The organism is uncultured Tateyamaria sp. (genome assembly GCF_947497045.1).
Taxonomy (GTDB): domain Bacteria; phylum Pseudomonadota; class Alphaproteobacteria; order Rhodobacterales; family Rhodobacteraceae; genus Tateyamaria.
In genome coordinates this window covers 1-22,882 of the sequence record NZ_CANMEU010000013.1, presented here as the reverse complement: position 1 = coordinate 22,882, position 22,882 = coordinate 1, and the positions used below count along the sequence as shown (strand labels likewise).

Genomic DNA, 22,882 nt, shown 5'->3' with positions numbered 1-22,882 from the left:
ACATGCGATCCTGCGCAGTTGAAACAACACCACGAATACAGGGACCGAATACCTGTTGCGGATTGGAGTGGCGCTATCGATCTTTAGAAACCAACCCGCGACCTGTGATGGCCGTGAGGTTGTCTGGGGTTCGACGCGTGAGTTCGATGCCATCAGCAGACATGGCCGCGCCCACGAACTCGGTCTTCTTCAAAACACCACCATCGGATTCGACCCAGGTTGTGCTGTCCCCGTCCTCGCGGGTGATCGACCCATCCTGATTGACACACCGCCGACCTTGACCGAGATGGCATATTGCTCGACGATCACGCCCTCCCAGGCGTCCGGGGCATCGCGCCGCAAGACGATCATGTCAGGGCGCAACTTGATCTGGACATCCTGCGCGGCATCACCATCGACTGATTTGAGAACGACGAACGCTTCCTGCTCGTCCGGATCTTCGTGGATCGTCGCTCGGCCGTTCTTCGGCGGCCAGACATGGGGCGCTTTGCGCTCCCTGCCATCCGGATCACGATGAAACCCGATATAGAGTTGAGCAGACTTCCAGACCCTGAGCAGCGATTTGGTGAGCGTCGTCATCTTTTACGTCCTTCTCGATCGGCGAACGGCTTTGAGACCGAGGCCGATGTTTTCTTAAGGCGATACGGTTCTGTTGTTCGGATTGAGGGCGGTGCGGCACCGCCCTCAATCTCTATTCACACGAGGTAGTCGGGCACCCACGCTTCGATGCGGGCCTTCTGCTCTTCGGTCACGCCATGCAGCTTCTGCTTGGCCGGGTCCGAGAACAGATCATCCAACGTTTCCGCCTTCTCGCCCTTCTTCATCTTGGCGAAGGCTTTGGCCCGGTCATCGGTCGGAGAGAGCTCCAGAAGGTGGCAATAGATGCCTTCCATCATCGGACCAGAAATCCGCTTGAAGAGATTGTCCGCTGTCGGTGTCCAGACCTTACGGATCGCCGCACCTGATTTCTGTTCGAGGAAATCGGAGAAGTCGGCATCTCCTCCGGTCAGGAGCTTCGCGAGCAGACGAGTCAGCTCTGCATCGCGGTGCTTCTTGCCCTTCTTCTTGAAGGTCGCAAAAGCTTTCTTGAGGTCCACGTCCCAGCGATCCGCAGGCGCGGCGTCTGGCTTGCTCAAACGCTTGTCCACATCGAACCCATCGGCGCAGGACGGTGCGTTGGTCGGCTGCCCTGTCGTGACACCCAGCACGTCCCGGAAACCCGTCATACCGCTCAACTGGAACGTCAGAAGATCGAGGAGCAGATCCGGTTGGTTCAGCATCGCGTTTTGCAGTACGGCCAGTTTGATCGCCTCCAGATCATCGCGCAGCTTTTGCGAGTACGGGTTCTTTGGAGCTTTCTGGATGGACCCATGATGCGATGGTGCGAGAACACCTGCTTCAATCGCAGCCTTCTTGTCTTCGGGCCGGATCAACCCACCCGTGATCTGCAGCTCACCGCTTTGACCCACATGGACCACGCATCCGGCCAGCGCCTTCTGGTCTTCCGTGAAATCGCCATCGAGGATGGATTGCAGTTTTTCCAGCTCCGCTTGTCCCGCCTCGTTCAGCACGTCGCCTTCGGCAAGCTCTGCGAGTTCGTCGTAGCGCTCGGTAAGATCATCCGAGAGAACACCTTCGACCGGATAGACCCGCTCGAATTTGTGTTCCTCCATGAGATTCCACGAGAGATACGCTTCCCCGTGGGTCATGACCCACGCCCAACCTTCCTCCTGCACGACCGTCTGTCCCGCAGCGTTCACGCGCTCGGCAAAGACCTCGTCGAGCACATCCCGATCTTCGAAGAACACGTCGTCAGAGAAGAGATCACGTGCGATCTTGCCGCCAGCTGCCTCATAGGCTTCCGCCCCGACAAAGACCGCGCGGCGGTCCGTGGCTTTAACGGCCTTCGGGTGTAGCACTCCATCGATCTGGTTCATATGCGTGATCCGACCGTCTGCGATAAGCTGGAGCACCTCGAGGATCAGTTTCTCGTCATTGGCTGTTGTCAGCTTCTGTGCCACCGTCAGATTAATCGTCTTCGCCTTGAGCGCGTCCAAAGCCGCGTCTGGCAGATGGGCGAGTTTCAAACGGCCTTTTACATGGACAACCGTGACACCGAAAGCGCTCGCGATGTCATCCGCACTAGCTTGAGATTGTGCCATCCGGCCATAAGCGCGGATTTCGTCTGCGGGGTCGAGGTCGGCGCGGGCCGTGTTTTCGGCATTTGCCCAGACCTCCGCCTGCGCAGCGTTCTTGGCCAGCAAGACAGGGATGGATTTAGCGGTCTCCTGCGCAGGATCGCTTTCGGCCAGATAGGCCAAAGCACGAAGACGACGACCACCGGCAACAATGCCGATCTTGCCGCTTTGGTCCTGTAGCCCGCCGAGGTTTTGCAAAAGCCCGCAGGTCTTGATGCTCTCGGCGAGAGCCTCCACGGCCTCCTGCGCCACCTCTTGGCGTGGGTTCAACGCGTGCAGGTAAAGCTGGTCTAGTGACGCGTAGATGATGGTCGTGTCAGGTGAGGTGTTGGATTGGTTTGTCATGAAAGTCATCCTTCTTGGTTGGTTGGGAAAGTGGTTTGGTTGGGGTTCGCCGGGACGGACATGCTTCGCGCAGACGCACGCATTCGGCTCGCCCCGGCGGCTGCTCGGTGTTCAGTATTCAGAGGCGTGCATGATGGTGAGGACGCGCCGGGTCACCGTGGGGTTCGCCGGGTCGTCACTGCCCATGCTGTAGTCGGTGTCGTAGAGATCGATCTTCCAGAAGATGTGATAGCTGTTGCCACCGATCTCGAACTCGAACGCACCGAAGCCGTGATCGCCGCAAGGATCATTGTCCTCGGTGAAGACATCAAAGCCTTGGACCCGTTGCATGATGATGGCCTTGGCCGCCGGTGACAGGTCCGCTACGCCGCGTGTCAGAACGATCTGACCCGGTACGGTGAAATCCGCGCCCCATGTCCGCCGAAACTTGTCATTTTGTTCCGCGATCTTGGCCGCCAAAGCGGCCTCCGCCTGAGCATCATTTGAGGTATCTGTCTCTTTCTGCATCCGGTTGCTCCTTTGTGGTTGGATGGGGTCTCTGCCCCTTGCTGTCTGGTTTTGAGCCAAGCCCCTTGAGGGGCGTCGTCTCTAAAACCTGACCCACTGGCGAAGTGCCGGAGTGAGCAAACGCCACCAAAATCGATGGGACTGGTGCGGCCCGCAGCGGCAGCGCCGCGAGGACACGGGTCCTGTCTATTTTGGTTGCGTGCGCGAGAACCCAGCGGGTTCTAAAGCAACGTCTCCTTGGACCGAGCGCAAAGCGCGACCGACAATGAGACCAGGAAGATTCAAGGAACGCAGTTCCGCAGCCCCAGAGATCGAAACCCTAGAAGGGCGGATCATCGGCCCGAGTCAGACCCATGCGAACGGCCCGGCCAGCGGTTCCGAAGGAGACGATGAACGGGCCAAATATGAGCAGGGTCTGACCGGGTCGGATGTTCCGGGCGGAGGGCGGCATTGCCGACCGGAGTCTGAAGAGCGCGGTGACGCACCCGCAAGGGTGCGACAGGGGCCATCAATTAAAGAAAACTAAGTAACGATAACTGATGGATTGGATGCCCCTCCTGCCGGTTCACAATGTGAACGGTTGCGCCATGATCGGCGCGTAAACAGGAGGAACGAAAATGACAGACCCACATCTCATTGGGATCGACATCGCCAAGCGCGTGTTTCAAGCACATGCGATCAATGAAAAGGGTGAAACGCTCTGGCAGAAAAAACTGAGCCGTGCGCAGTTTGCGAAATTCATTCACGAAATCCCCGCAACAACGATCATTATGGAAACATGCGGCGGCGCACACCACTGGGGACGTGTAGCGCAATCGGTTGGCCATGAAGTGCGGCTGATCCCGCCACAGTACGTCAAACCGTATGTGAGGCGGCACAAGAGCGACGCTATCGACGCAGCTGCGATCGCGGAGGCGGCGACCCGCCCGGGAATGACGTTCGTGGCCGTGAAAACGGAGGAGCAGCAAAGCCCGTCGGCTCGACCCGTCTGTGTTGAACTGGCTGAACTTAAGCAAAGGAGTTCAGCATGTCCCACTTCGATCATATCGCCTTCGTCAATTCGCGCCGCGACGAGCGCAGCCTCGGCCACCACACGCTCCGGGCCTATGCCCAGGATCTGCGCACATTCGCACGCTTCATCAAGTCACGCCAACTCAGCGATCCGCTGTCGAAAGACGACATCCTCGCCTACCACCGGCATCTGCGCGACGAGCTTGGCGCCCGGCCAGCGACCATCGAGCGGCGCCTCGTGACCCTCAAGTCCTACTTTGCGTGGCGCGCAGATCGGAACAGCGCCCTGCCCTCCCCATTCGCCGACGTCCGCATCTCTGTGAGGATCCCACGCCGCCTGCCGCGCCCCATCGATCGAGGCGTCCTCAGAGCGGTTCTTCAAGTCGATGACGGCCCGACCGCTGTGCCGTCGAAGCTTGGCGAGCATGACGCGACACTGGCCTCTGAAATTGCCGTCACGCTCCTGATCATCAAGCTGCTGATCGTGACAGGGCTCCGCATCAGTGAGCTGACAAATCTGAAGGTCTGCGATTTGTCAGCGGACGGAAGCCAAATCCTGGTAAACGGCAAAGGCAGCAAAGAGCGCATCGTCTTCGTGCCGAACCGTGAGCTGCAGACGGAGTTTCAGCGCTACTGTCAGCTGCGTTCCGAACACGGCTCCGTCGCCGCACTGCTGTTCCTCAATAATGAGGGACGTCGACTCCGATCCGCCACCTTCCGGAAGCGGCTGCGGGCGCTGTCCAAGCGCCTCGGAATTGAACCGCATCTGACCCCACACCGGTTCCGGCACTCGGCCGCGACGCTGCTGATCGAAGAGGGTATCGACATCCGCATGGTTCAGGCCCTTCTTGGGCATGCCAATCTCAAGACGACCGAGATTTACGTGCGGGTTTCGAACCATGCCCTAAGGCGCGCGCTTGAGCGGGTCGATGTGCTAAACGAACTCTCTCAATGACGGCAGTGGCGGACTCTTACCTTAGCGACACACTCGTTCAGCCGCATCCTTTCACTGCGGAATTTCACGATTGAAAATGTCTGTCGCTGATCCTGCTTACTGTAGCGGTTACTTGGCTCCTACGACTCCAATGCGTCAAGTATGGCCCGCGATTGACGGCACTCGGCCAGGCCGGGCCGGGTTACGAAATACAGAGCCGCAGCGATACCATTTAGGCGAATGGCGCGCTCTGAAAGTGACCCATGTCTTGTTTTGGCGGCAAGTAGCAGTGCATCAAGTTCGTTAGACCAGATCAGTTCGACGTCATCTGTCACCCGCGTCTCCCGGACATAGGGCTCAAGCTCCTTTGAATGCCGAGGCCATCCGTTTGGTAAACGGTCAGCGACGAGGGGATCAACGCCCAAGCTCAACTTCCGACCGTTGAGCGCAGGCGCAACCATCTCAGTTGCGTCTGTCAGAACGTCGAAAGCGCGCGAAACATCGGGGAGGTATGCCGCACCCTCTCGTGTCAGCAACAATCCCTGTGGCAGCCGCCGGAAAAGCGAAATTCCCAGAGACATCTCCAAGCGTTTAACCTGCTGGCTGACGGCACCAGCCGTCACCCCAAGCTCTGCGGCCGCTGCCTTGAAGCTCAAGTGTCGCGCGGCCGCTTCAAACGCCTTGAGGCCGTTCAGGGACGGAATTCGATAGGTCATGGAGTTTCCTAGCACGGGTGGCCAGCGCAGTAGGCCGAGATTTTCTAAGTCTCACGCTCAATTTCTATCGTTTGAATAAAACAGTGTCATCAATGCAAATCCTCTCAACAGACAGAAAGAGGACCTTATGACGATCAGATACAATCCCCCAACCGGATGGCCGCAACTTGGTCGCCCCTTCCATCATGGCGTGGTCGAACCAAAGGGCCGCGTTCTCCATATGACGGGGCAGGTCGCTTGGGACAGTGACGGGAACGCCATCGGCGAAGGCGACTGTGAAGCACAGGCCCGGCAATGTTTCGATAATGTCGAGAGCATCTTAAAGGCTGTCGGCGGGCGTTTCGACGACATCGTGTCGCTGACCATCTTCTACCTTGATCCAGCAGACATGCCTGCAATCCAAAAAGTCAGGGCCGAACGCCTCCAACGGGAGGACGGACCCGTTAGCATTCTCATCCAAGCTGCTGGGCTGATCACACCAGACCTTCTGGTGGAAGTCGCGCCAATTGCCGTGATCCCCGACGATCGCTTTCACGAACCAAGATACTGAGGTTGAACTGCTATGAACAAACATGAAGGTTTCAAAACCATTCGCAGCTTGGACTATGTGATCCTTCTTTGCGATGACCTCGCAAAGATGAAAATGTTCTACGAACGGCTGTTCGAATTCCAAGTCGAAGAGGGTTTGTCGGACCAAATGGTCTTCTTTCGCGTCGGCACTCTGTTTCTTGGTCTAAGGAAACGCGGTCGCCCCTACGACGGACCAAGCCTGCCAACGCTATCCGCATCCGTTCAAATCAGCTTTCGTGTGCCGCCAGAGGACGTTGATTTCGCATACGACAAGCTGGTCGAGGACGGGATTGACGTTATCGAGCCTCCGACAAATCAGGACTGGCCCCACAGGACACTGTTTTTCCACGACCCGGAACACAACGTCATTGAAATCTTCGCCGACATTCACCCGCGCGAGACACTGGCCAAACCTTCCGGCGCTCATCAGGTTGTAGAATGATCGCGGTTGCTGTGACTATGGCCCACATCCGCAGGCGAACCCTTTGTCCGTGAGGTCAAAGGACGCGATCAACGTCGGTGTCTGCAAACCCGAACGCTTTCATCAATAATCGATGTTCAGTACCGCCGATGAACGTATTCAGAACGTGATCAACCCGATATCTGAGATCAGTGGCAGCTCGTGCAAAAGCGAAGCATCCAAAGGCCGGAGCCCTTTCTCGGAGCGGGACGTTCACGACGGCAAGGCCTCGAGCGGCCCTCCTTTGGAGGAAGCCTTGATGCGCCTGAGCGACGCTGGCAAAAGCGTTGACCGTTCCGTCCTGCACCGCCTGCGCCGCGTCTGTGTAGGTTTCGAACACGCGGAACTGGCCAGGCGTCACGCCGAGTTCAAGGGCGGTCACATGCTGTATCTGCTCCTGGATGACTGCCAGTTTCAGATCACCCGCTGTGGCAAAGCTGCGGTACCCCGCTATGTGTTCTGCATCTGCTGCCCGGACCAGCAAACCATCAGGTAAGGCCCAGATCGGCCTGCTGAACAGTGCAACGTGCCGCCGTTCGGGGGACGCAAAAAGCCCTGTTGTCATCTGCCAGTCGTTTCGGGCGAGACCGGGCAGAAGCTGGGCGAATTCGGTTTCAACAAACTCAACATCGTCTATGCCGAGTTTATCGAGGGCGTATCGCGCCAGTTCGACATCGCATCCGGTCACCTCTCCCGCTTCATCAACATAGTTGAACGGCGGCTCAATGAGATATGCGACCTTCACTTCACTATCACCACTTGACCGTTGATTGTTCCTTCGACGCATTTGGCAAACGCCCGTCCGACCCGCTCCGACGGCACACGCTCATGCTCCGGAAACAAACCGCCATAGCGACGTTCGGACACATCAAGAAGCCCCGGGCTCACCACATTGATGCGCACCCCGGGCGGCATCTCGATCGCAGCACTCGTCACGAAACCCGCCAGCGCACCGTTTGCCAGTGCCGCCCCCGAACCAGCGACAACCGGGTCACGATCCAGGACACCGCTCGTCAACGTGAAAGAACCATTGCCCGCGATCCGCTTCAGCCCCTCCAAGACAAGGTTAATTTGCCCCATGACCTTGTTCTCAAGTCCCATCTTGAGCGACATGTCCGTCTGCTCTGCAAGCGGAGCAAAATGAACGCGGCCAGCGGCTGAGACGAGAGCATCAAAGGGTCCAACCTTTTCGTACATGGCTTCAATTGAGCGACGGTCGGAGATATCGGCGCGCGCGTCCCCGGCCTTTCGACCAACGCGAACTACGTCATGGCGCTGTGAAAGCTCGGCAAAGGCGGCCTCTCCCACATCACCCGAAGCACCAACAAGAGTGATCTTCACTGTAGGTACTCCTCATAGATTTCGAGCTTTCTGGCGAGAATTTCGTCACATCGATCAAGATCATCGCGGCGTTTGGCCAAAAGCCGGGAGTGATCGAGCAGAATGCTCTTTCGATCCAGGATGGTCGCATCCCCCTGCGCATAAAGTGCCGCAAATCGCTGCATCACCTTCATTGGCATACCGGTTTCACGAAGCCAGTAGAGAAGTGTCAGCCAGTCGACATTTTCCGGCGAGAACCGCCGGTGCCCGTCGGAACCGCGCACGACGTTCGGGACGAGCCGCTGAGCCTCGTAGTATCGGATCGTATCAACTTTGAGCCCCGACCGGGCCGCAGCCTCAGAGATGCGCATGGTTCAAAAACTCCTCTAGACCGGCAGATACCGGCCTTGAGTAACTTTAGGTCAAGAAGAAATCTGACAAAAAGTACAGCGTTTCGCGGCACATTTTTGCTGATACCATTTTAATATTGGTTAAAATGGTCGCTTTGGTGAGTACTTTTCAAAATAACGTATGTTTTTTGGTCCAATACCATGTTCCGCGCTAAATGACGCGCCAAAGTGCTCGACAGCTTGCTCAACAACCCAATCTCTAAGGCCTTGTTCAAATTCGTCTGAATGGGTTTCATTGCTGCCAACAAGATTAAAATGCAGTCCACCGTCACCCACATGGCCAAAATCGCAAATCGTGACCCCGGGGGCGAAGTCCCGCAGCTCATCTTGAATCGCCCGCCTAAACGCCAACACGTCTGGCCGGCGAAATCCCAGATCGAACGCATAGAGTTTCCCTGCCGTGCGCACACCTTCGGAAAGCGCATGGCGCAGCGCCCACATATCGTCTGGCCGACCAAAAAGCGCGTCTTCGATGGCAACGTCACCGTTCTCCCAAATGGTCATCAGCATTTGTTGTAATACCTCGTCCAAATCAACTTCCCAAGGCACGGGCTGATTGGGGCGTGTCAGTTCGATCAAAAGTGCAATCTGCGGCACGGTGCCACCCGCAAACGGGTTGCGCAGGGTTGGTACGTGGTCAAAGGCGGCGTTCATCGCATTTTGTGACATGAATTCAAATGCCGACAGCATTGGCCCCGCCATCTGTTCAAGCGCCTGAAGCAACGAGAAAATAGCCGCATCGTTTGGAGGCACGACAAGCGCCGCTGATTGCTGTCTCGCAATCGGTTCAAGATTGAGCACGGCTTGTGTGATGATTCCAAAGTCAGCACCGCTGCCTATGGCCAGTTGTTTCCAATCGGTCCCGATGTTTGCCTTACGCACCGGACCACCAAGCGGGGCAAGCTCACCCATGGCTGTCACGATATCGAGCCCCAGCACATGACGCCGCACATCACCGTAACGTAAAAAACGACCCCCGCCCGTGTTTGTTGCAATCATGCCGCCTATTTGGGGATCCGAGCCGAGATCAATCGGAAAGTGCAATCCCTGTTCGCTCAGGCGTTCATTAACCTCAGACAGGTGGAAACCGGCAGATACGCGCAAGGAACGGTTCTCAATATCTACGTCGAAGACCTCTTTCATACGGTCAAAACTGATGACAACTTGTGTTCCAGTTTCATCAGGTATTGAGGCGCCAACCAGACCAGTGTTGGCCCCTTGCGGCATGTAAGAAATGTCCAAAATCTTGAGGGCTTGAATGGCGGTAAGCAACTGTGATGTTGTCCGTGGACGCAAAACCGCAAGGGCCTTGCCCGTTTCCCCCCGAACACCCGCGACAAAACGGGCGGTGTCTGCGGGAGCTTCAATCACGTCCATGTCCGGTAGCGCGGATTTTAGATCAACGAAACGTGTCATACCGCCCGGCCCAAGGCGTGTTGTAACGACTGGTCTTGAATCGCTTGGTATATGGTGAATTCATCTGCAGGTTGTGTACCCAAAGCGGCGACAAATTGCATGCGACTGGATTGGGTCATTTTCGCTTTTGACGTTTCATCCCCGAGATTCGATTGAAATATCCCAGCGGCACTGACAGGCAAAAAATCTTCGTAGATAATTGGTGAAATCTCAACTGTGCCACGATCCAACATGTCTGCAAGATCACCAGACGTATCACCCACAGCTTTGTAACGGAAATATGCAAGGCCATCGTCATGCAGGTCGCGCCAATCATCAGGGAAGGCCGTGAAGGTTTTGTTGAGCTCGGCGATATAGTCCATGCTGTTGCTACCATCGGGGTTTGGTAAAATTTTGGCACGTGTTTCGGCCAGCAGCTGATCATAAAGCGCGCGACCTTTTGGCGTTAAGGCAACGCCGCGTTCCTCAATCTCGCCAAACCTGGCGGTGTGGTTGCCAGCATTCTGCGCACCTACAAAACGCACTTTTTCTTCCAATGCTTTAAAGCTGGTTTGGCGCAATAAGATCGGACATGCCCGTTTGGGCGGGCCTTCGACAATCGCTTTTGTCGAAAGACCATAATCGATCATCCCTTGTTGAGCCGCATCAATATCAAGCGTGCGCGGCGTCAGATGATTGATATGTGGCCCCTGAAAACCTACGACATCTGCGATCAACCGGTGGGCGTCGTGTAGTGTTTGATAGACATCCGCGGTCACAATAGCGTCTTCGGCCCAGCGGAATGTTTCAAGCACCTCCTTGATGAAATCGGCCGTATCAGCGTCGTTCAAGCCACCAGTTTCTTCTGCCTGTTTCGTCAATGCAACGGCGCGGTCGGTGAAAATGTTGCGTTTGGACAATGTGTTTTCTGCGATAGCCCTGAGGGCGTCGTCTTCAATCAATTCGAGCCGCAGCAATGACGTGAAGACACGAAACGGATTGTGTGCCAAGGCGTCACGCCCGATTGGCCGGAACGCCGTCGCATGGACGGGGATGCCCGCAGTGCTCAGGTCGTAATAACTGACTGGGAACATCCCCATCACCGCAAAAATACGACGGATCATCGACAATTCATCGGCGGTCCCGACCCTGATCGCGCCGTGGCGTTCATCTGAGATACGTTGCAAATCCTCGTCCGGGTTGATGCGCAAGTCTGCGGCGCGGGAGCTCGATAAAACGGCCTCGTTGGTGCCATTTACAATGTCAAGAAGATCGGAATAGGCAGGAACCTCGGCGCGATACATCGTCGACATTGCGGCAGAAAAGGCAGAGCGGATATCATCGGAACGTACAAAGTCAGACATGGTTTTCAGGCTTTCGATTTCAATAAATTTACGGCACGTATCAGACGCGTCATTGCATCGACCAGTTCGGAATCGGAATAGGCATAGGACATGCGGAAAAAACCAGGCGCACCAAAGGCTTGGCCCGGCACCAACACAAGGTCACTTGATTGCAAAACATGGGCGCAGAAATCCGCATCTGTTTCGATCAATGTGCCGTCCGGTGTCTCAGCGTCCAAAAGGTCCCTGCACGACGGGAACAGATAGAACGCGCCATCGGGCAAAAGCGCCGAAAGACCATCGATTGCGTTCACCTCAGTCCAAAGTTTATCGCGGCGTTTTTGAAATTGTGCACACCGTGTCGCCAGATAATCTTGGGGACTGGTGAGCGCGGCTAAAGCCGCCGCCTGACTGACCGAAGACGCACCCGAGGTCACTTGTCCTTGTACGGTCGTCATAGCTTTAATTAAGGTTGTGGGCCCAAGTCCCCAGCCAAGGCGCCAGCCTGTCATCGCATGCGCTTTGGACACGCCATTCACAATTAGGGTGCGGTGTTTCAGATCAGGGATCGCCTGCGTGCACGACGTGAACGGGACATAGCGAATATGTTCGTAAATCTCGTCAGCCATCACCCATACATTTGGGTAACGCAGCAAAACGTCCCCCAATGCCGTCAGTTCTTGCGGGGTATAAATCATCCCGCTGGGGTTGGATGGCGAGTTCAGCAATAGCCATTTTGTCTTGGGCGTAATCGCGGTCTCTAGCTGCGCAGGCGTCAGCTTAAAGCGCGCAGTTTCACTGGTTGGGATGATGACTGGTTTGCCACCAAAGAGACCGACCACGTCTTGGTAACTGGTCCAGAACGGCGCGGGCATGATGACCTCATCCCCGTCGTTCAGGCTGGCGGCGAAGGCATTCGCGATCACCTGTTTTGCACCTGTCGAAACGATCACGTTTTCTGGCCGCAAATCGCCCTGTGCATTCTGTGCAATCGCAGCACGTAGCGCGGGTTTGCCTGCGGTTGGTGGATACCGCGTATCGCCCACAAGCATCGCCTTATGCGCCGCTTCAATCACATGTGGGGGCGTTGGAAAATCAGGCTCGCCGGTGCCAAGCGACAGTACATCCTCGCCGGCGGCACGTTTCGCCGCCGCAGCTTCGGACAATTGAACGATTTCGGATAACGCCATGTTGGCGATGCGATTGGCCTTTTGAAACGTCACTAGGATAGTCTTGATTTTGAGAAGTTGCGCTGCACGACCGAAACAAACACGGTTATGATCCCGGCAAGGATCAGGTAGAAAACGGCGGCATATAGATATGTGTTCAGGTCGAAATTGCGGGCAAATACGGTGCGCGTTTGCCCCATAAGATCAAGGACTGTGATCGTCGATATCAACGCACTCCCCTTCATCAATAAAACCAGTTCATTGCCGTAAGCGGGCCATGCGATCCGAATGGCTTGCGGCAACATGATGCGACGCATGGCGGTCAGCCATGACATCCCGACAGATTGCGCCGCCTCCATCTGCCCTTTGTCCAAGTTGACAAGGCCGCCACGCAAAATCTCGGATACATAAGCGCTGGTGTTCAGGACGAGCACCAACAACCCGACGGCCCAAGGATTTTTGAAGAACACCCAAAGGGCCCCCAAACCGTCAGCACCAAAACTGCCGATCCCGAAGTAGACGATCCAAAGCTGCACCAGCAATGGCGTGCCGCGAAAACAATAGACAAGAACGTTTGCGGGCCACGAAAGCACGGCACGACCCGACATGCGCCCAAGCACAAGGCTCACGGCCAGCAGAAACCCCAAGATTGAAGACAGGACCAACAGTTCGATTGTAACGGCAAACCCATCAATAAAACGCGGGCAAAACTTTTTAAACAAGGCACCAGAGACAGGTGAGAGCCCGGCACACACACCATCGGAGGCTGCAAATTTTAGATCTTGGTACATCGTGTTATGTTCCTGAAATACCACGGCGCGAACGCTGCTCGGCCCAAGCACGGCCTAAGTCAGACAGCAGCGTCATCATCAAATAAAGCGCGCCTGCGGCGGCAAAAAACGTTAATTGACGTCCCTCGGTTTCGCCCCCAAGTTTTGAAATGCGCAACAGTTCGTCCAACGCAATGACCGCTGCCAATGACGTGTCCTTGAGAACAACCATCCAAAGATTGCCAAGTCCCGGGATCGCATAGCGCCACATCTGCGGGAAACGTACGCGGCGAAACACTTTTCCCGCGGACAGACCAACCGCTTGCGCCGCTTCAATCTGGCCTGCAGGCACCGCAAGATAAGCGCCGCGAAAAATCTCGCAGGCGTATGCGGCAAAAATTGCAGACAGCCCTGCAACAGTGGCGACAAACTTGGGGACCTCGACGCGGGCCTCGCTGCCAAAAGCGCTAAGTGATGCGTTGATCAACTGATCGGACCCGAAGAAAACAATCAGTAAGATCAGAAACTCCGGCATCCCACGAATGAAAAGTGTATAGCTTTCGGCCAACCAGCGCAGCAGCACGAAGCGGGACAGCTTGAGGGCTGCCAAACCAAGGCCCATGACCAAACCAAGCGTCATTGACCACAACGCGAGCGTGATCGTGATCCACGCACCCCGCAAAAGATCATCGCCCCATCCGGTGCTCCCAAAGGCCAAAGGGCCAAGGAATGAATTCATTGTTTCCATGCGAATACCAGCGATGCGCCCCACATTGATAACGTCGGGCGCACCGTGTCTTTAATAAATATCAGTGCCAAAGTATGCGACACTAATAGCTTCGTATGTGCCGTCAGCGCGGATCGTCTCGAGGGCCGCGTTGAATGCATCGGTCAGTTCATCATCACCCTTGCGGATACCGATGCCGATCTGATCGTTGATGTCGATTTTTGCTTCGATATACCCAAGGCCGCTCGTGGTGTTCAGAACTTCCGCAGCTGGCAAAAAGTCCATGACGATGGCTTCGATGCGACCAGCTTCCAGGTCGGAAACAGCAGCAGGGTTGGTGTCATAAAGACGCACGTCAGCACGGCTGCCATACTCGTCTTCGGCCCACTGCGAACCAACCGTCGACCGCTGCGCACCGATGGCCACATCGCCCAAACCTTCGAGTGTCAGATCTGACCCTTCTTTGCCCAAAACGCTCAGGTAATTCGAATAATAAGGCGCAGTGAAGTTAATCGCCTCCAGACGTTCCTGAGTGATGGACATCGACGCGACAATGGCATCGTATTTGTTGTTCACGAGGCCCGGAATGATGCCGTCCCAGTCTTGGGCAACAATTTCGCATTCGCGTTCCATCGCGGCACAAAGTGCCTTTGCGATATCAACGTCAAATCCAACAAGCTCACCATCTGCGGTGACGTTGTTGAATGGAGGATATGCGCCCTCAGTGGCGATACGCAGAACGTCTTGCGCCTGTGATGTTGTTGCCATTGCCAGAACGGCAAGGCTTGCTCCCATGAGTGTCTTTTTCATTTTCTCTCTCCCTGAGTTTTTAAAGAACCTTAGCCAAAAATTGCTGGCACTCGGCTGTTCTTGGCGCGCCGAAAATAACGTCCGGCGTGCCTTCTTCTGCGATCTTTCCGCGGTGCAGAAAAATGACTTTGTCTGAAACTTCGCGCGCAAAACCCATCTCGTGGGTAACGACGATCATCGTTCGTCCTTCGGCGGCTAAGTCTCTCATGACGCCTAGAACTTCGCCAACCATCTCGGGGTCCAGCGCGGAGGTTGGCTCATCAAACAACAAAATTTTGGGATCCATCGCCAAGGTGCGGGCAATGGCAACACGTTGCTGCTGACCACCTGAAAGTTGGCTTGGGTAGTTGTCTTTTTTGCCGGCAATTCCGACACGATCCAAAAGGGCTTCAGCCTTGGCGATGGCTTGGTCTTTTGGCAAGCCCAAGACCTGAACAGGCCCTTCAATCACGTTTTGTAAGACGGTCATATGGGCCCAAAGATTGAATTGCTGGAACACCATTCCAAGGCGCGCACGAATGACGCACAGCGCGCGGTGGTCGCTGACAATCATGCCTTTTTTGCCCTGTTTCAACGGAAGCTTGTCACCATCAATCGAAATTTCGCCACGCGTTGGTGTCTCAAGCAAATTGATACACCGCAGGATCGTAGACTTGCCCGACCCTGACGCTCCTAAAAGCGAAACAACCTCATGCTCACCGGCGTCAAAGCTGACCCCTTTTATCACTTCAAGTGCGCCGAAGGATTTGTGCAATCCCTCGACGTTCAGGTATGATTTGTGCCCGTTAGCCCGCATAAAACGAGCCAGTTGGCATTGCGAGGAAGTCATCCAACGAGATGTCTTCTTGCTTGAGAAAACCGGAATTGGGCAGTTTTCCATCGCGGACCATTTCAATAATCGCGACGACGGACCCCGCAGTTGTCCATGCAATCGCCGTCCGCTGTTGGCCTGCGACCTCAATGGGGCGAAAGCCGCGCACGAATTCGCGACGTTCCAGACGACCATTGATATGGCCCTCGGCACTGGCATGCACATAGACAACATCGTCTTGGACAGGTGGTTTTGCGTTGATCAAAATCTCGCCCGCTTCTTCACGACGGTCCCGCATCAGAAGCTCATGGAAGAAGAAATTCATCTGCTGCACATGGCCAGGGTAACGCATTGTCTTATAGTCAATATTTGCAACGCTGCCCTGATATGTCTCGCACATCGTGCCCAAACCACCCGACGTGGTAAACGCCTCAAGTTTCATGCCATCGATGTAGACGTCTTCGACCCATTCCATCGGCGATACCCACTTGCGCTCACCGTTCTCAAGGACTTCACAGTCGTTCAGATATTCGTTGACCACACCCTCTGGGGACCAGTTAAATGCGTAGCCCATCAACCCGGTCGGGTGCTGTGGCAACGCACCAACGCGCATCTTACAGGCCCTGCAATCGTCAAACTGGGAAATCAGGTTTGCCCCCACAATTCCGATGAAGCCGGGGGCTAAACCGCATTGCGGGGCCATCAGGCTTTTGGCAGTTTTGCTCATCTCGATGATCGCGTTTGTCGTGGGCACATCTTCTGTCAGATCAAAATAATGCACACCTGCATCATGAGCGGCTTGCGCCAATGCGATGTTCAACTGGAAAGGCAGGCAAGACAGAACAGCGTCTTGTTTGCCAAACTCTTCAACGACGTCAGTTGCTGATGACAAATCCAGCGTCTTAAATGCAAAGGATAGATCACCCTTCGGGGCTTCTTTGTCGATGCCCGTAACTGTGAAGCCGGAATTGTGCAGCAATTCTGCTGCCAGACGGCCGATCTTACCCAAACCGAGGACTGCAATATTTTCCATATTTTTTTCCTAAATGTCGAATTTAATGCCCTGCGCAAGCGGTAGCTCGCGCGAGTAATTCACAGTGTTGGTTTGCCGACGCATGTAGGCTTTCCACGCGTCAGAGCCGCTTTCGCGTCCGCCGCCGGTTTCCTTTTCACCGCCAAACGCCCCACCAATTTCAGCGCCGGAGGGGCCGATGTTGACGTTAGCAATCCCGCAATCGGATCCTGCCGCTGACAAGAAAAACTCGGTCTCGCGGACATCCGTTGAAAAGATGCACGAGCTGAGGCCCTGAGGCACGTCGTTCTGAATGCGGATCGCATGCTCTAGCCGTTGGTATTTCACGACATAAAGAATGGGTGCGAATGTCTCGTGATGCATGATCGCGGTTTGCGATGGCATTTCGACAATGGCAGGATGGACGTAAGCCGCGCGGGGGAAATCCCCTTCAAGCGCCTGCCCGCCGCCATGCACAACGCCGCCCTGATCCTTGGCTTGGATCAAACCGTGCGCCATGGCATCCATCGCGGCGGTATCGATCAATGGGCCAACCAAGGACCCATCGACCAGCGGATCACCAATCGGCAAACCCGAGTATGCCTTTATCAGCTTTGGCATCAGCGTATCATAAATGTCCTCGTGCACGATCAGGCGGCGCAGCGTGGTACAGCGCTGACCAGCAGTCCCAACGGCAGAGAAAACGATAGCGCGCAACGCCATTTCCAGATCAGCGGAGGGGGCCACAATCATCGCGTTGTTGCCGCCAAGCTCAAGGATTGTTCGCCCCAAACGTTTGGACATGTCATTGGCCACAGCGCGCCCCATTGGCACAGACCCCGTTGCGGAAACAAGTGCAACTTCTGGTGCGGCGGTCAGGGCTTCACCAAGATCACGTTGACCGATCAACACTTGGATCAAACCATCAGGCGCGTCATCACCAAACGTCTTCGTCACGCGGTCACAAATGACCTGCACTGCCAAAGCTGTCAGTGGCGTTTTCTCGGATGGCTTCCAGATCACTGGATCGCCACACACCAAGGCCAAAGCCGCATTCCAGCACCACGGTGCCACAGGAAAGTTAAACGCGGTGATCACCCCAACAGGTCCCATCGGATGCCACGTTTCGCGCATCGCATGCCCTGGTCGTTCCGACGCAATAGTCAAACCGTAAAGCTGGCGGGACAGGCCTACAGCGAAATCACAAATGTCGATCATTTCCTGAACTTCGCCCAAGCCTTCTTGAACGATCTTGCCGCATTCTAACGTGACCAGACGGCCAAGGTTCTCTTTCTCGCGGCGCAATTCTTCGCCCAGCAAGCGCACCAATTCACCGCGGCGTGGCGCCGGCACCAAGCGCCATTCCTGGAACGCAGCAGCAGAGCGCGAAATGACAACTTTCGCATCCTTTGGCGTGTGTTCTTTAAGTGTCGCGACAACGCTGCCATCGACAGGCGTTGTGACGTCTAAACGGCCCGTATCATCAAGATATCTGCTCAATTGGCATGCCGCCAAAAATTCTGAATAGGTCGTATTCGTTTTCGTTGCAGGCATTGTTTGCCGCTCCCCCTACCGACTCGTTTGAACAAATGTCGGTGGACGTGGCGCCAAGAAAAACACCAATTTGCCTTCCTATTCGGGAAAGTTATGACTATTCGTCAAATCCAACGAAAGGATGGCCCTTATGGATGACATAGACAAAAGATTGCTCCTCCTCCTCACACGCGACGCGCGCGCTTCGGCGGCAGATTTGGCGCGGGCCTTGTCTGTTTCACGCGGCACGATCCAAAACCGCATTGATAAATTGACGCGCCTGCGCGTGATCGAGAAATTCACGATCGAGGTCGGAAGCGGTGAGAAAGACAATCAAATCAGCGCGTTCGCATTGATACACCTGAAAGCCGATGATGACACAGTCGTCAAAGCTTCTCTTCATCGCCTCGAAGAAGTCTCCCAAGTCTCAACCTTAAGCGGGACGTTTGATCTGGTCATCGAACTGCGATGCGCCTCGCTCGCACGACTAGACGCCGTGCTGGATCAGGTCCGCGCTATGCCAGATGTTGCTGATACGCAAAGTCATATCAGGTTAAGGACTTGGAACAATTAACAGGCGGCCAAATGGCAGCTTAACGCGAAGCCGACTCTGGCCGCGGCTGCGCCAAAGGCTGCTTTCGTGAACCGTTCAACAAACGGTCCTTTCCGCCGGTGACAGAAACGGTTGAGTTTTGGCACATCCTGCGCTGCGGAGAAGGTCCGGAGTGAGCCGATTCCGTTGAAAAACTCGTTGTTTTTGGCGGTACGTCTGGGTTTATTGATTTGATTTTTTGGAGCAATCTGTGGCTACGCCGCCTTTCTACCCTTCGACAGGCACCATTGGCTTGAGTTTGGCTAGCTTTCGGAGGTTTTGGGCTGCGGCTGCGAGGGTAAATTCATCTTGGACACCGCAGGGGCCTCGTAATCGGAGCCGTCCCAACCCGAGGATGCGTTTGAGGTGGGCAAAAAGCATCTCAACTTTCTTTCGCCGCTTCTGCGCGGTCGGATTGAAGTCTGATGCCGTGCATTGACGGGCGAAGTCCCTGACGATTTCATATTTCTCGCGATGGACCGCGCGGGCCTCGGAGTTGGGGCAGCACTTTTCTTTCAACGCGCACCCTGTGCAATCGGACTTCAGCGCCCGATACTTGCGCGCTTTCCAGCTTGGTGCATTCCGGGCGGGGTCGGAATAGGTGCGCCAAGTGTGCCGCATTTCTTTGCCGCCTGGACAGATATAGTGATCGTTCTCATCGTCCCACTTGAAGTCGGATCGTGAGAACGTTCCATCTGTGCGCTCACCCTTGTCGAAGACGGGATGAAGGGAAGGATTTGGCGCTTCAATGCAAGCCAGACCAGATTGTCTTCTGATCCATATGCGGTGTCGGCAGCGATCCAATCGGGCTTCAGCCCAAAACGGTCTTCGGTGCGGTCGATCATCTTGCGCATGGCCCCTACTTCGGCGGTCTTGTTGGGCCGGCTGGCGTCCACATCCACGATGATGCTGTGATCCGTATCGATCAGATAATTGGTGGAATACGCAAAGAAAGCTGGACCTTTACGTGCCGCCGTCCACTGGCTGGCGGGATCAGCATGTGCGGTAAACTTGGGCTTTGCCGTGGTCGCCGCACCGAAAGCTTCGTCCTCCAGCGTGTCGAGATACTCTCGCACTGCGCGGGGGGCATCATTCGGATCAATCTCGCGGGCCGCCCAGTCTTCGGGATTGCTCGAGTTCTGTTTCTGGACATCGGCGCTGATTAAACTGGCGTCGACTGCGAAGCCCTGGCCACCAACCAGACCCTCTTCCATGCAGCGCGCGACCGTCGTCTCAAATACATGGCGCAGCAGATCGCTTTCGCGGAACCGACCGTGCCGGTTCTTGGAAAAGGTCGAGTGATCCGGGATACGGTCCGTCAAATCAAGGCGGCAAAACCATCGATACGCGAGGTTCAGATAGACCTCTTCGCAGAGCCGTCGTTCCGAACGGATGCCGAAGCAATACCCAACCAGCAGCATCCGGATCAGAAGTTCAGGATCGACCGAGGGGCGGCCCGTGTTACTGTAGAAATCTGACAGAAGTTCGCGGATGCTGCTCAGGTCAACGAACCGATCAATCGAACGCAATAAGTGATCTTGGGGCACATAGCCTTCCAGCGAAAACTCATAGAATAGCCTCGCCTGCGCTTCCTGCTTCGGTCCCATCATGGCTAATTCTCCCGCTCGTTGAGAGAATAGAATCAGCAGTTCATGCACCAATCAAGGAAGAGTTTTTCAACGAAATCAGCCCAAAGTGCATGATGCTGCATGGACGTCCGCTTTCGCTATCTCAATTGGCTTTTGGTAGAAATGTTATTACTGACACAGAATAGATATTTATGAGCAACTTTGGGGGTATGGAGCACGAAATGAGCAGTTCAGTTTTCTTGGCAGTATTGCTGGCGGCTGGTCTGCACGCGACTTGGAATTCTCTCGTGAAAGGTAGCACGGACAAACACGCAACGATGCTTGCTGTGGTCCTCGGTCACCTACCAATCGCCATGTTGATCCTCCCGTTCAGTCCTACGATTGATATGACGGCAGTGCCGTGGATCATTGGAGGTGTCATTCTGCATTTGGGCTATCAGCTGTCCCTCATTGCCGGGTACCGGATCGGCGATCTGACGCTCGTTTATCCTATCGCACGAGGATCGGCTCCGTTGATTGTTACTGCTGTCTCAATTGGGGTTTTGGGAGTGTCCTTCACAACGACGGAACTCACTGGCGTACTCTTTATTGCGCTTGGTCTCGCGTCACTTGCCCTTGTCCGAGGCGCGGATGGATCGAGAAACCCACGGGCCGTTGTCATGGCGCTCGTTACCGGTGCATTCATTGCTGCGTACTCCCTCGTTGATGGGATCGGCGCAAGAATTGCGACGACAGCTGTTGGGTTTTGGACGTGGGCAGCCATTGGCAATGCCGTGGGTATGTCAGCTTGGACGGCGTTTTTTAGACCTCGTACTTTCAAGGTACTGAAGGCAGATCGCTCTACGATATGGTTCGGACTTGCAGGCGGCACAGCGTCATTCATGGCCTATGGGCTAGTCATCTGGGCATTCACTCAAGCGCCAATTGCACTCGTTACCGCGCTTCGAGAAACGTCGATTGTTTTTGCTTTGTTTATCGGTGTTTTCTTCCTAAAGGAGCGCCTCAATCTGGCCAAAGTACTCTCGACATTTTTGACAATCTCGGGCGCGATACTGTTACGCGTGTCAAAGCCATAACTTTCAAGCTTAACGTAAATTGACCACCCTTGGTCAATGTAAGGATAATCCAAGAGATACTTTGATGAATAATGAACAGCCTATGAAAGAAATTCTCCGCAAAATTCCTTCATTGAAAGGACCCTTGCCTGACGAGGATTTGACGACGCTGCCGACATGCCCACATGAAGCATTTCGGCTTTGGCTGATGAATGCTCTTGAAGCAGGAGTACGCGAGCCTCATGCGATGACCTTGTCAACTGTTGACGACAACGGCTGTCCTGACGCGCGCGTTTTAATTCTGAAAAACGTTGATGAACGCGGTTGGCATTTTGCAATCAAGGCCAATAGCCCGAAGGGCAAGCAAATCGACGCTAACCCTGAAGTATCTCTGACATTTTACTGGCCTGACTTGGGTAAGCAGGTCCGCCTACGCGGTCCAGCAGTTGTGCTTACTCCTGAGGAATGTGCATCTGATTTTTTAGATCGCCCAATCGGCTCGCGAACGGCCGCTATTGCATCGCTACAAAGCGACATACTGGAAGACCCTGAGGACCTAAATCGAAAGTTGGGCGAAGCAGAGGTATTCTTGGAAAACAATCCAGATCATGTCGAAAAGGGGTGGCAAGTTTATGCCGTAGCTCCGTCTGTTGTCGAATTCTGGCAGGGTGCCACTGACCGCAATCACAAGCGGCTGCGGTACAGAACCGAAGACGGAGAAAGCTGGGTAGCCACACGCCTCTGGCCCTAGTCAGACAGCCTTGATGATCTCCAAAGACCAGATCTTGGCGCAACCACAGCGGAAGCTCGGCTTGCCCCGCATACCGGACAAAAACCCCCTGACAGAACTCCCATGCCAAAAACGGTCCTTTTTGGAAGGGTTTATCCAAGCAGCGGAGGTTCGATTTGGCCTTGTAGTAGTTACATTCCAACCGCCGCGAATTTGGCCATTGTTAGTGGCTTAAAGATTCGTCCAAGAAGCCAACCACTCGGTAAAAAAGCCGCTGATGAAACGCGGAACGGTCGAAGCCTTCAATATCTGCTCGCAGCACTATCGGGACCTCGCCCCATGTGGCTTCTGGGAAGACAGGCAAGACGGAAAAATGTCCTGCCTCTGGCTCCTCATAGAATGTCAGCCCAGTCTGAATATTATCGCGCAGCCTCTCTGAATTGGCGGTAGGCGATAGCTCGGCATCTTGCGCTGGTGCAAACACGAAGATTGGAACCGTAAGCGTGGCCAATTCAGCATCACTGAAATAGGCCGTTACTGGAGCCAAAGCGACTATGCTACGGATGCGGCTATCGCCCAGTCCAGACATTAGCTTGGTGTCCTCGAAGCGTCGATCCTTGGGGTCAACAAAGCGGCAAAAGGGATCGCTATAGGCCTCACAATGGTTTACCGCTTCGCCCATCGAAGGTCGTAGTCCGCCAAGGGCAAGTGCAGTCGCACCGCCTGCGGAAAATCCAATCACTGCAATCCGTTCGCTATCCACCACCAAATTCAGCGGGTTGGGTGCGGCGATACGGTCTGTAACCCGTCACGGCCTTTGAGACAGACAGCATTGTTTTGCTAAGGGAGTGTCTTTCGCTCATCGTAACCCTTGG

At 55.1% G+C, this 22,882-nt stretch carries 23 protein-coding genes and 2 pseudogenes; 7 read left to right on the top strand and 18 right to left on the bottom strand.

The features are described from left to right. Window positions 1–189: 189 nt before the first annotated feature. The 3 genes from Q0859_RS18740 to Q0859_RS18730 form a co-directional block, all read right to left on the bottom strand. Window positions 190–579, bottom strand: coding sequence for a hypothetical protein (locus Q0859_RS18740; protein WP_299154102.1), 390 nt, complete (start codon window positions 577–579; stop codon window positions 190–192). A gap of 116 nt (window positions 580–695) precedes the next feature. Next, window positions 696–2,543 carry a ParB/RepB/Spo0J family partition protein gene (locus Q0859_RS18735; protein WP_299154100.1) on the bottom strand — a complete coding sequence of 616 codons (1,848 nt, stop codon included), beginning with the start codon at window positions 2,541–2,543 and terminating at the stop codon, window positions 696–698. Between the two features lie 111 nt (window positions 2,544–2,654). Then, the gene (locus tag Q0859_RS18730; RefSeq protein WP_299154098.1) at window positions 2,655–3,050 is read right to left on the bottom strand and encodes a DUF3768 domain-containing protein; all 396 of its coding nucleotides are present in this window, start codon (window positions 3,048–3,050) and stop codon (window positions 2,655–2,657) included. A gap of 617 nt (window positions 3,051–3,667) precedes the next feature. On the opposite strand from Q0859_RS18730, the pseudogene Q0859_RS21555 reads away from it, so the two are divergent. Continuing rightward, window positions 3,668–4,000: pseudogene (locus Q0859_RS21555) on the top strand (transposase); the annotation flags it as partial. A 77-nt stretch (window positions 4,001–4,077) separates the two neighbouring features. Beyond that, on the top strand, window positions 4,078–5,016 hold the full coding sequence (locus tag Q0859_RS18725) for a tyrosine-type recombinase/integrase (RefSeq protein ID WP_299154097.1): 939 nt from the start codon (window positions 4,078–4,080) through the stop codon (window positions 5,014–5,016). 119 nt (window positions 5,017–5,135) lie between these two features. On the opposite strand, the gene Q0859_RS18720 is transcribed toward Q0859_RS18725, so the two are convergent. Further along, window positions 5,136–5,711 carry a LysR family transcriptional regulator gene (locus Q0859_RS18720; RefSeq protein ID WP_299154095.1) on the bottom strand — a complete coding sequence of 192 codons (576 nt, stop codon included), beginning with the start codon at window positions 5,709–5,711 and terminating at the stop codon, window positions 5,136–5,138. Window positions 5,712–5,838: 127 nt separating this feature from the next. Here Q0859_RS18720 and Q0859_RS18715 point away from each other — a divergent pair, with 127 nt between their 5' ends. Further along, window positions 5,839–6,261 (top strand): RidA family protein, encoded by a 423-nt coding sequence (locus Q0859_RS18715; protein WP_299154093.1) that lies wholly within the window; start codon window positions 5,839–5,841, stop codon window positions 6,259–6,261. Between the two features lie 12 nt (window positions 6,262–6,273). Then, entirely contained in the window at window positions 6,274–6,723 is a 450-nt protein-coding gene (locus Q0859_RS18710) for a VOC family protein (RefSeq protein WP_299154091.1), read from the top strand. A gap of 55 nt (window positions 6,724–6,778) precedes the next feature. Here the strand turns inward: Q0859_RS18710 and Q0859_RS18705 are convergent, their stop codons facing one another. The 12 genes from Q0859_RS18705 to Q0859_RS18650 all read right to left on the bottom strand — a co-directional run bounded on the left by Q0859_RS18705 (window position 6,779) and on the right by Q0859_RS18650 (window position 18,062). Beyond that, on the bottom strand, window positions 6,779–7,486 hold the full coding sequence (locus Q0859_RS18705; RefSeq protein ID WP_299154089.1) for a transporter substrate-binding domain-containing protein: 708 nt from the start codon (window positions 7,484–7,486) through the stop codon (window positions 6,779–6,781). After that, entirely contained in the window at window positions 7,483–8,082 is a 600-nt protein-coding gene (locus tag Q0859_RS18700; RefSeq protein WP_299154087.1) for a short chain dehydrogenase, read from the bottom strand. The genes Q0859_RS18705 and Q0859_RS18700 overlap by 4 nt, the downstream gene beginning before the upstream one ends. Next, window positions 8,079–8,432 (bottom strand): MerR family transcriptional regulator, encoded by a 354-nt coding sequence (locus Q0859_RS18695; protein ID WP_299154085.1) that lies wholly within the window; start codon window positions 8,430–8,432, stop codon window positions 8,079–8,081. The genes Q0859_RS18700 and Q0859_RS18695 overlap by 4 nt, the downstream gene beginning before the upstream one ends. A 120-nt stretch (window positions 8,433–8,552) precedes the next feature. Beyond that, the gene (locus Q0859_RS18690; RefSeq protein ID WP_299154083.1) at window positions 8,553–9,887 is read right to left on the bottom strand and encodes an FAD-binding oxidoreductase; all 1,335 of its coding nucleotides are present in this window, start codon (window positions 9,885–9,887) and stop codon (window positions 8,553–8,555) included. Continuing rightward, on the bottom strand, window positions 9,884–11,230 hold the full coding sequence (locus tag Q0859_RS18685) for a VOC family protein (RefSeq protein ID WP_299154081.1): 1,347 nt from the start codon (window positions 11,228–11,230) through the stop codon (window positions 9,884–9,886). The genes Q0859_RS18690 and Q0859_RS18685 overlap by 4 nt, the downstream gene beginning before the upstream one ends. A 5-nt stretch (window positions 11,231–11,235) precedes the next feature. After that, window positions 11,236–12,399 (bottom strand): pyridoxal phosphate-dependent aminotransferase, encoded by a 1,164-nt coding sequence (locus tag Q0859_RS18680; RefSeq protein ID WP_366523229.1) that lies wholly within the window; start codon window positions 12,397–12,399, stop codon window positions 11,236–11,238. Window positions 12,400–12,431: 32 nt separating this feature from the next. After that, window positions 12,432–13,169 carry an ABC transporter permease subunit gene (locus tag Q0859_RS18675; RefSeq protein WP_299154077.1) on the bottom strand — a complete coding sequence of 246 codons (738 nt, stop codon included), beginning with the start codon at window positions 13,167–13,169 and terminating at the stop codon, window positions 12,432–12,434. Between the two features lie 4 nt (window positions 13,170–13,173). Further along, entirely contained in the window at window positions 13,174–13,887 is a 714-nt protein-coding gene (locus Q0859_RS18670) for an ABC transporter permease subunit (RefSeq protein ID WP_299154292.1), read from the bottom strand. A 60-nt stretch (window positions 13,888–13,947) separates the two neighbouring features. Beyond that, window positions 13,948–14,685 carry a transporter substrate-binding domain-containing protein gene (locus tag Q0859_RS18665; RefSeq protein WP_299154075.1) on the bottom strand — a complete coding sequence of 246 codons (738 nt, stop codon included), beginning with the start codon at window positions 14,683–14,685 and terminating at the stop codon, window positions 13,948–13,950. A 19-nt stretch (window positions 14,686–14,704) separates the two neighbouring features. Then, window positions 14,705–15,481, bottom strand: a complete 777-nt coding sequence (locus Q0859_RS18660) for an amino acid ABC transporter ATP-binding protein (RefSeq protein ID WP_299154073.1) — start codon at window positions 15,479–15,481, stop codon at window positions 14,705–14,707. Beyond that, window positions 15,471–16,529 (bottom strand): saccharopine dehydrogenase C-terminal domain-containing protein, encoded by a 1,059-nt coding sequence (locus tag Q0859_RS18655; RefSeq protein WP_299154071.1) that lies wholly within the window; start codon window positions 16,527–16,529, stop codon window positions 15,471–15,473. Before Q0859_RS18655 ends, Q0859_RS18660 begins: the two co-directional genes overlap by 11 nt. 9 nt (window positions 16,530–16,538) lie before the next feature. Next, window positions 16,539–18,062 (bottom strand): aldehyde dehydrogenase family protein, encoded by a 1,524-nt coding sequence (locus tag Q0859_RS18650; protein WP_299154069.1) that lies wholly within the window; start codon window positions 18,060–18,062, stop codon window positions 16,539–16,541. A gap of 130 nt (window positions 18,063–18,192) precedes the next feature. Here Q0859_RS18650 and Q0859_RS18645 point away from each other — a divergent pair, with 130 nt between their 5' ends. Next, window positions 18,193–18,615 (top strand): Lrp/AsnC family transcriptional regulator, encoded by a 423-nt coding sequence (locus Q0859_RS18645; RefSeq protein ID WP_299154066.1) that lies wholly within the window; start codon window positions 18,193–18,195, stop codon window positions 18,613–18,615. A 246-nt stretch (window positions 18,616–18,861) separates the two neighbouring features. On the opposite strand, the pseudogene Q0859_RS18640 reads toward Q0859_RS18645, so the two are convergent. Further along, a pseudogene (locus tag Q0859_RS18640) lies at window positions 18,862–20,243 on the bottom strand (IS1182 family transposase). A gap of 200 nt (window positions 20,244–20,443) precedes the next feature. Here Q0859_RS18640 and Q0859_RS18635 point away from each other — a divergent pair. Beyond that, window positions 20,444–21,298 (top strand): DMT family transporter, encoded by an 855-nt coding sequence (locus tag Q0859_RS18635; RefSeq protein WP_299154063.1) that lies wholly within the window; start codon window positions 20,444–20,446, stop codon window positions 21,296–21,298. Between the two features lie 64 nt (window positions 21,299–21,362). After that, a complete protein-coding gene (locus tag Q0859_RS18630) occupies window positions 21,363–22,028 on the top strand; it encodes a pyridoxal 5'-phosphate synthase (RefSeq protein WP_299154061.1) in 666 nt (221 codons plus the stop codon). Between the two features lie 202 nt (window positions 22,029–22,230). Here the strand turns inward: Q0859_RS18630 and Q0859_RS18625 are convergent, their stop codons facing one another. Beyond that, window positions 22,231–22,689: a hypothetical protein gene (locus Q0859_RS18625; protein WP_299154060.1), complete on the bottom strand. Its 459-nt coding sequence runs from the start codon at window positions 22,687–22,689 to the stop codon at window positions 22,231–22,233. Window positions 22,690–22,882 lie beyond the last annotated feature (193 nt).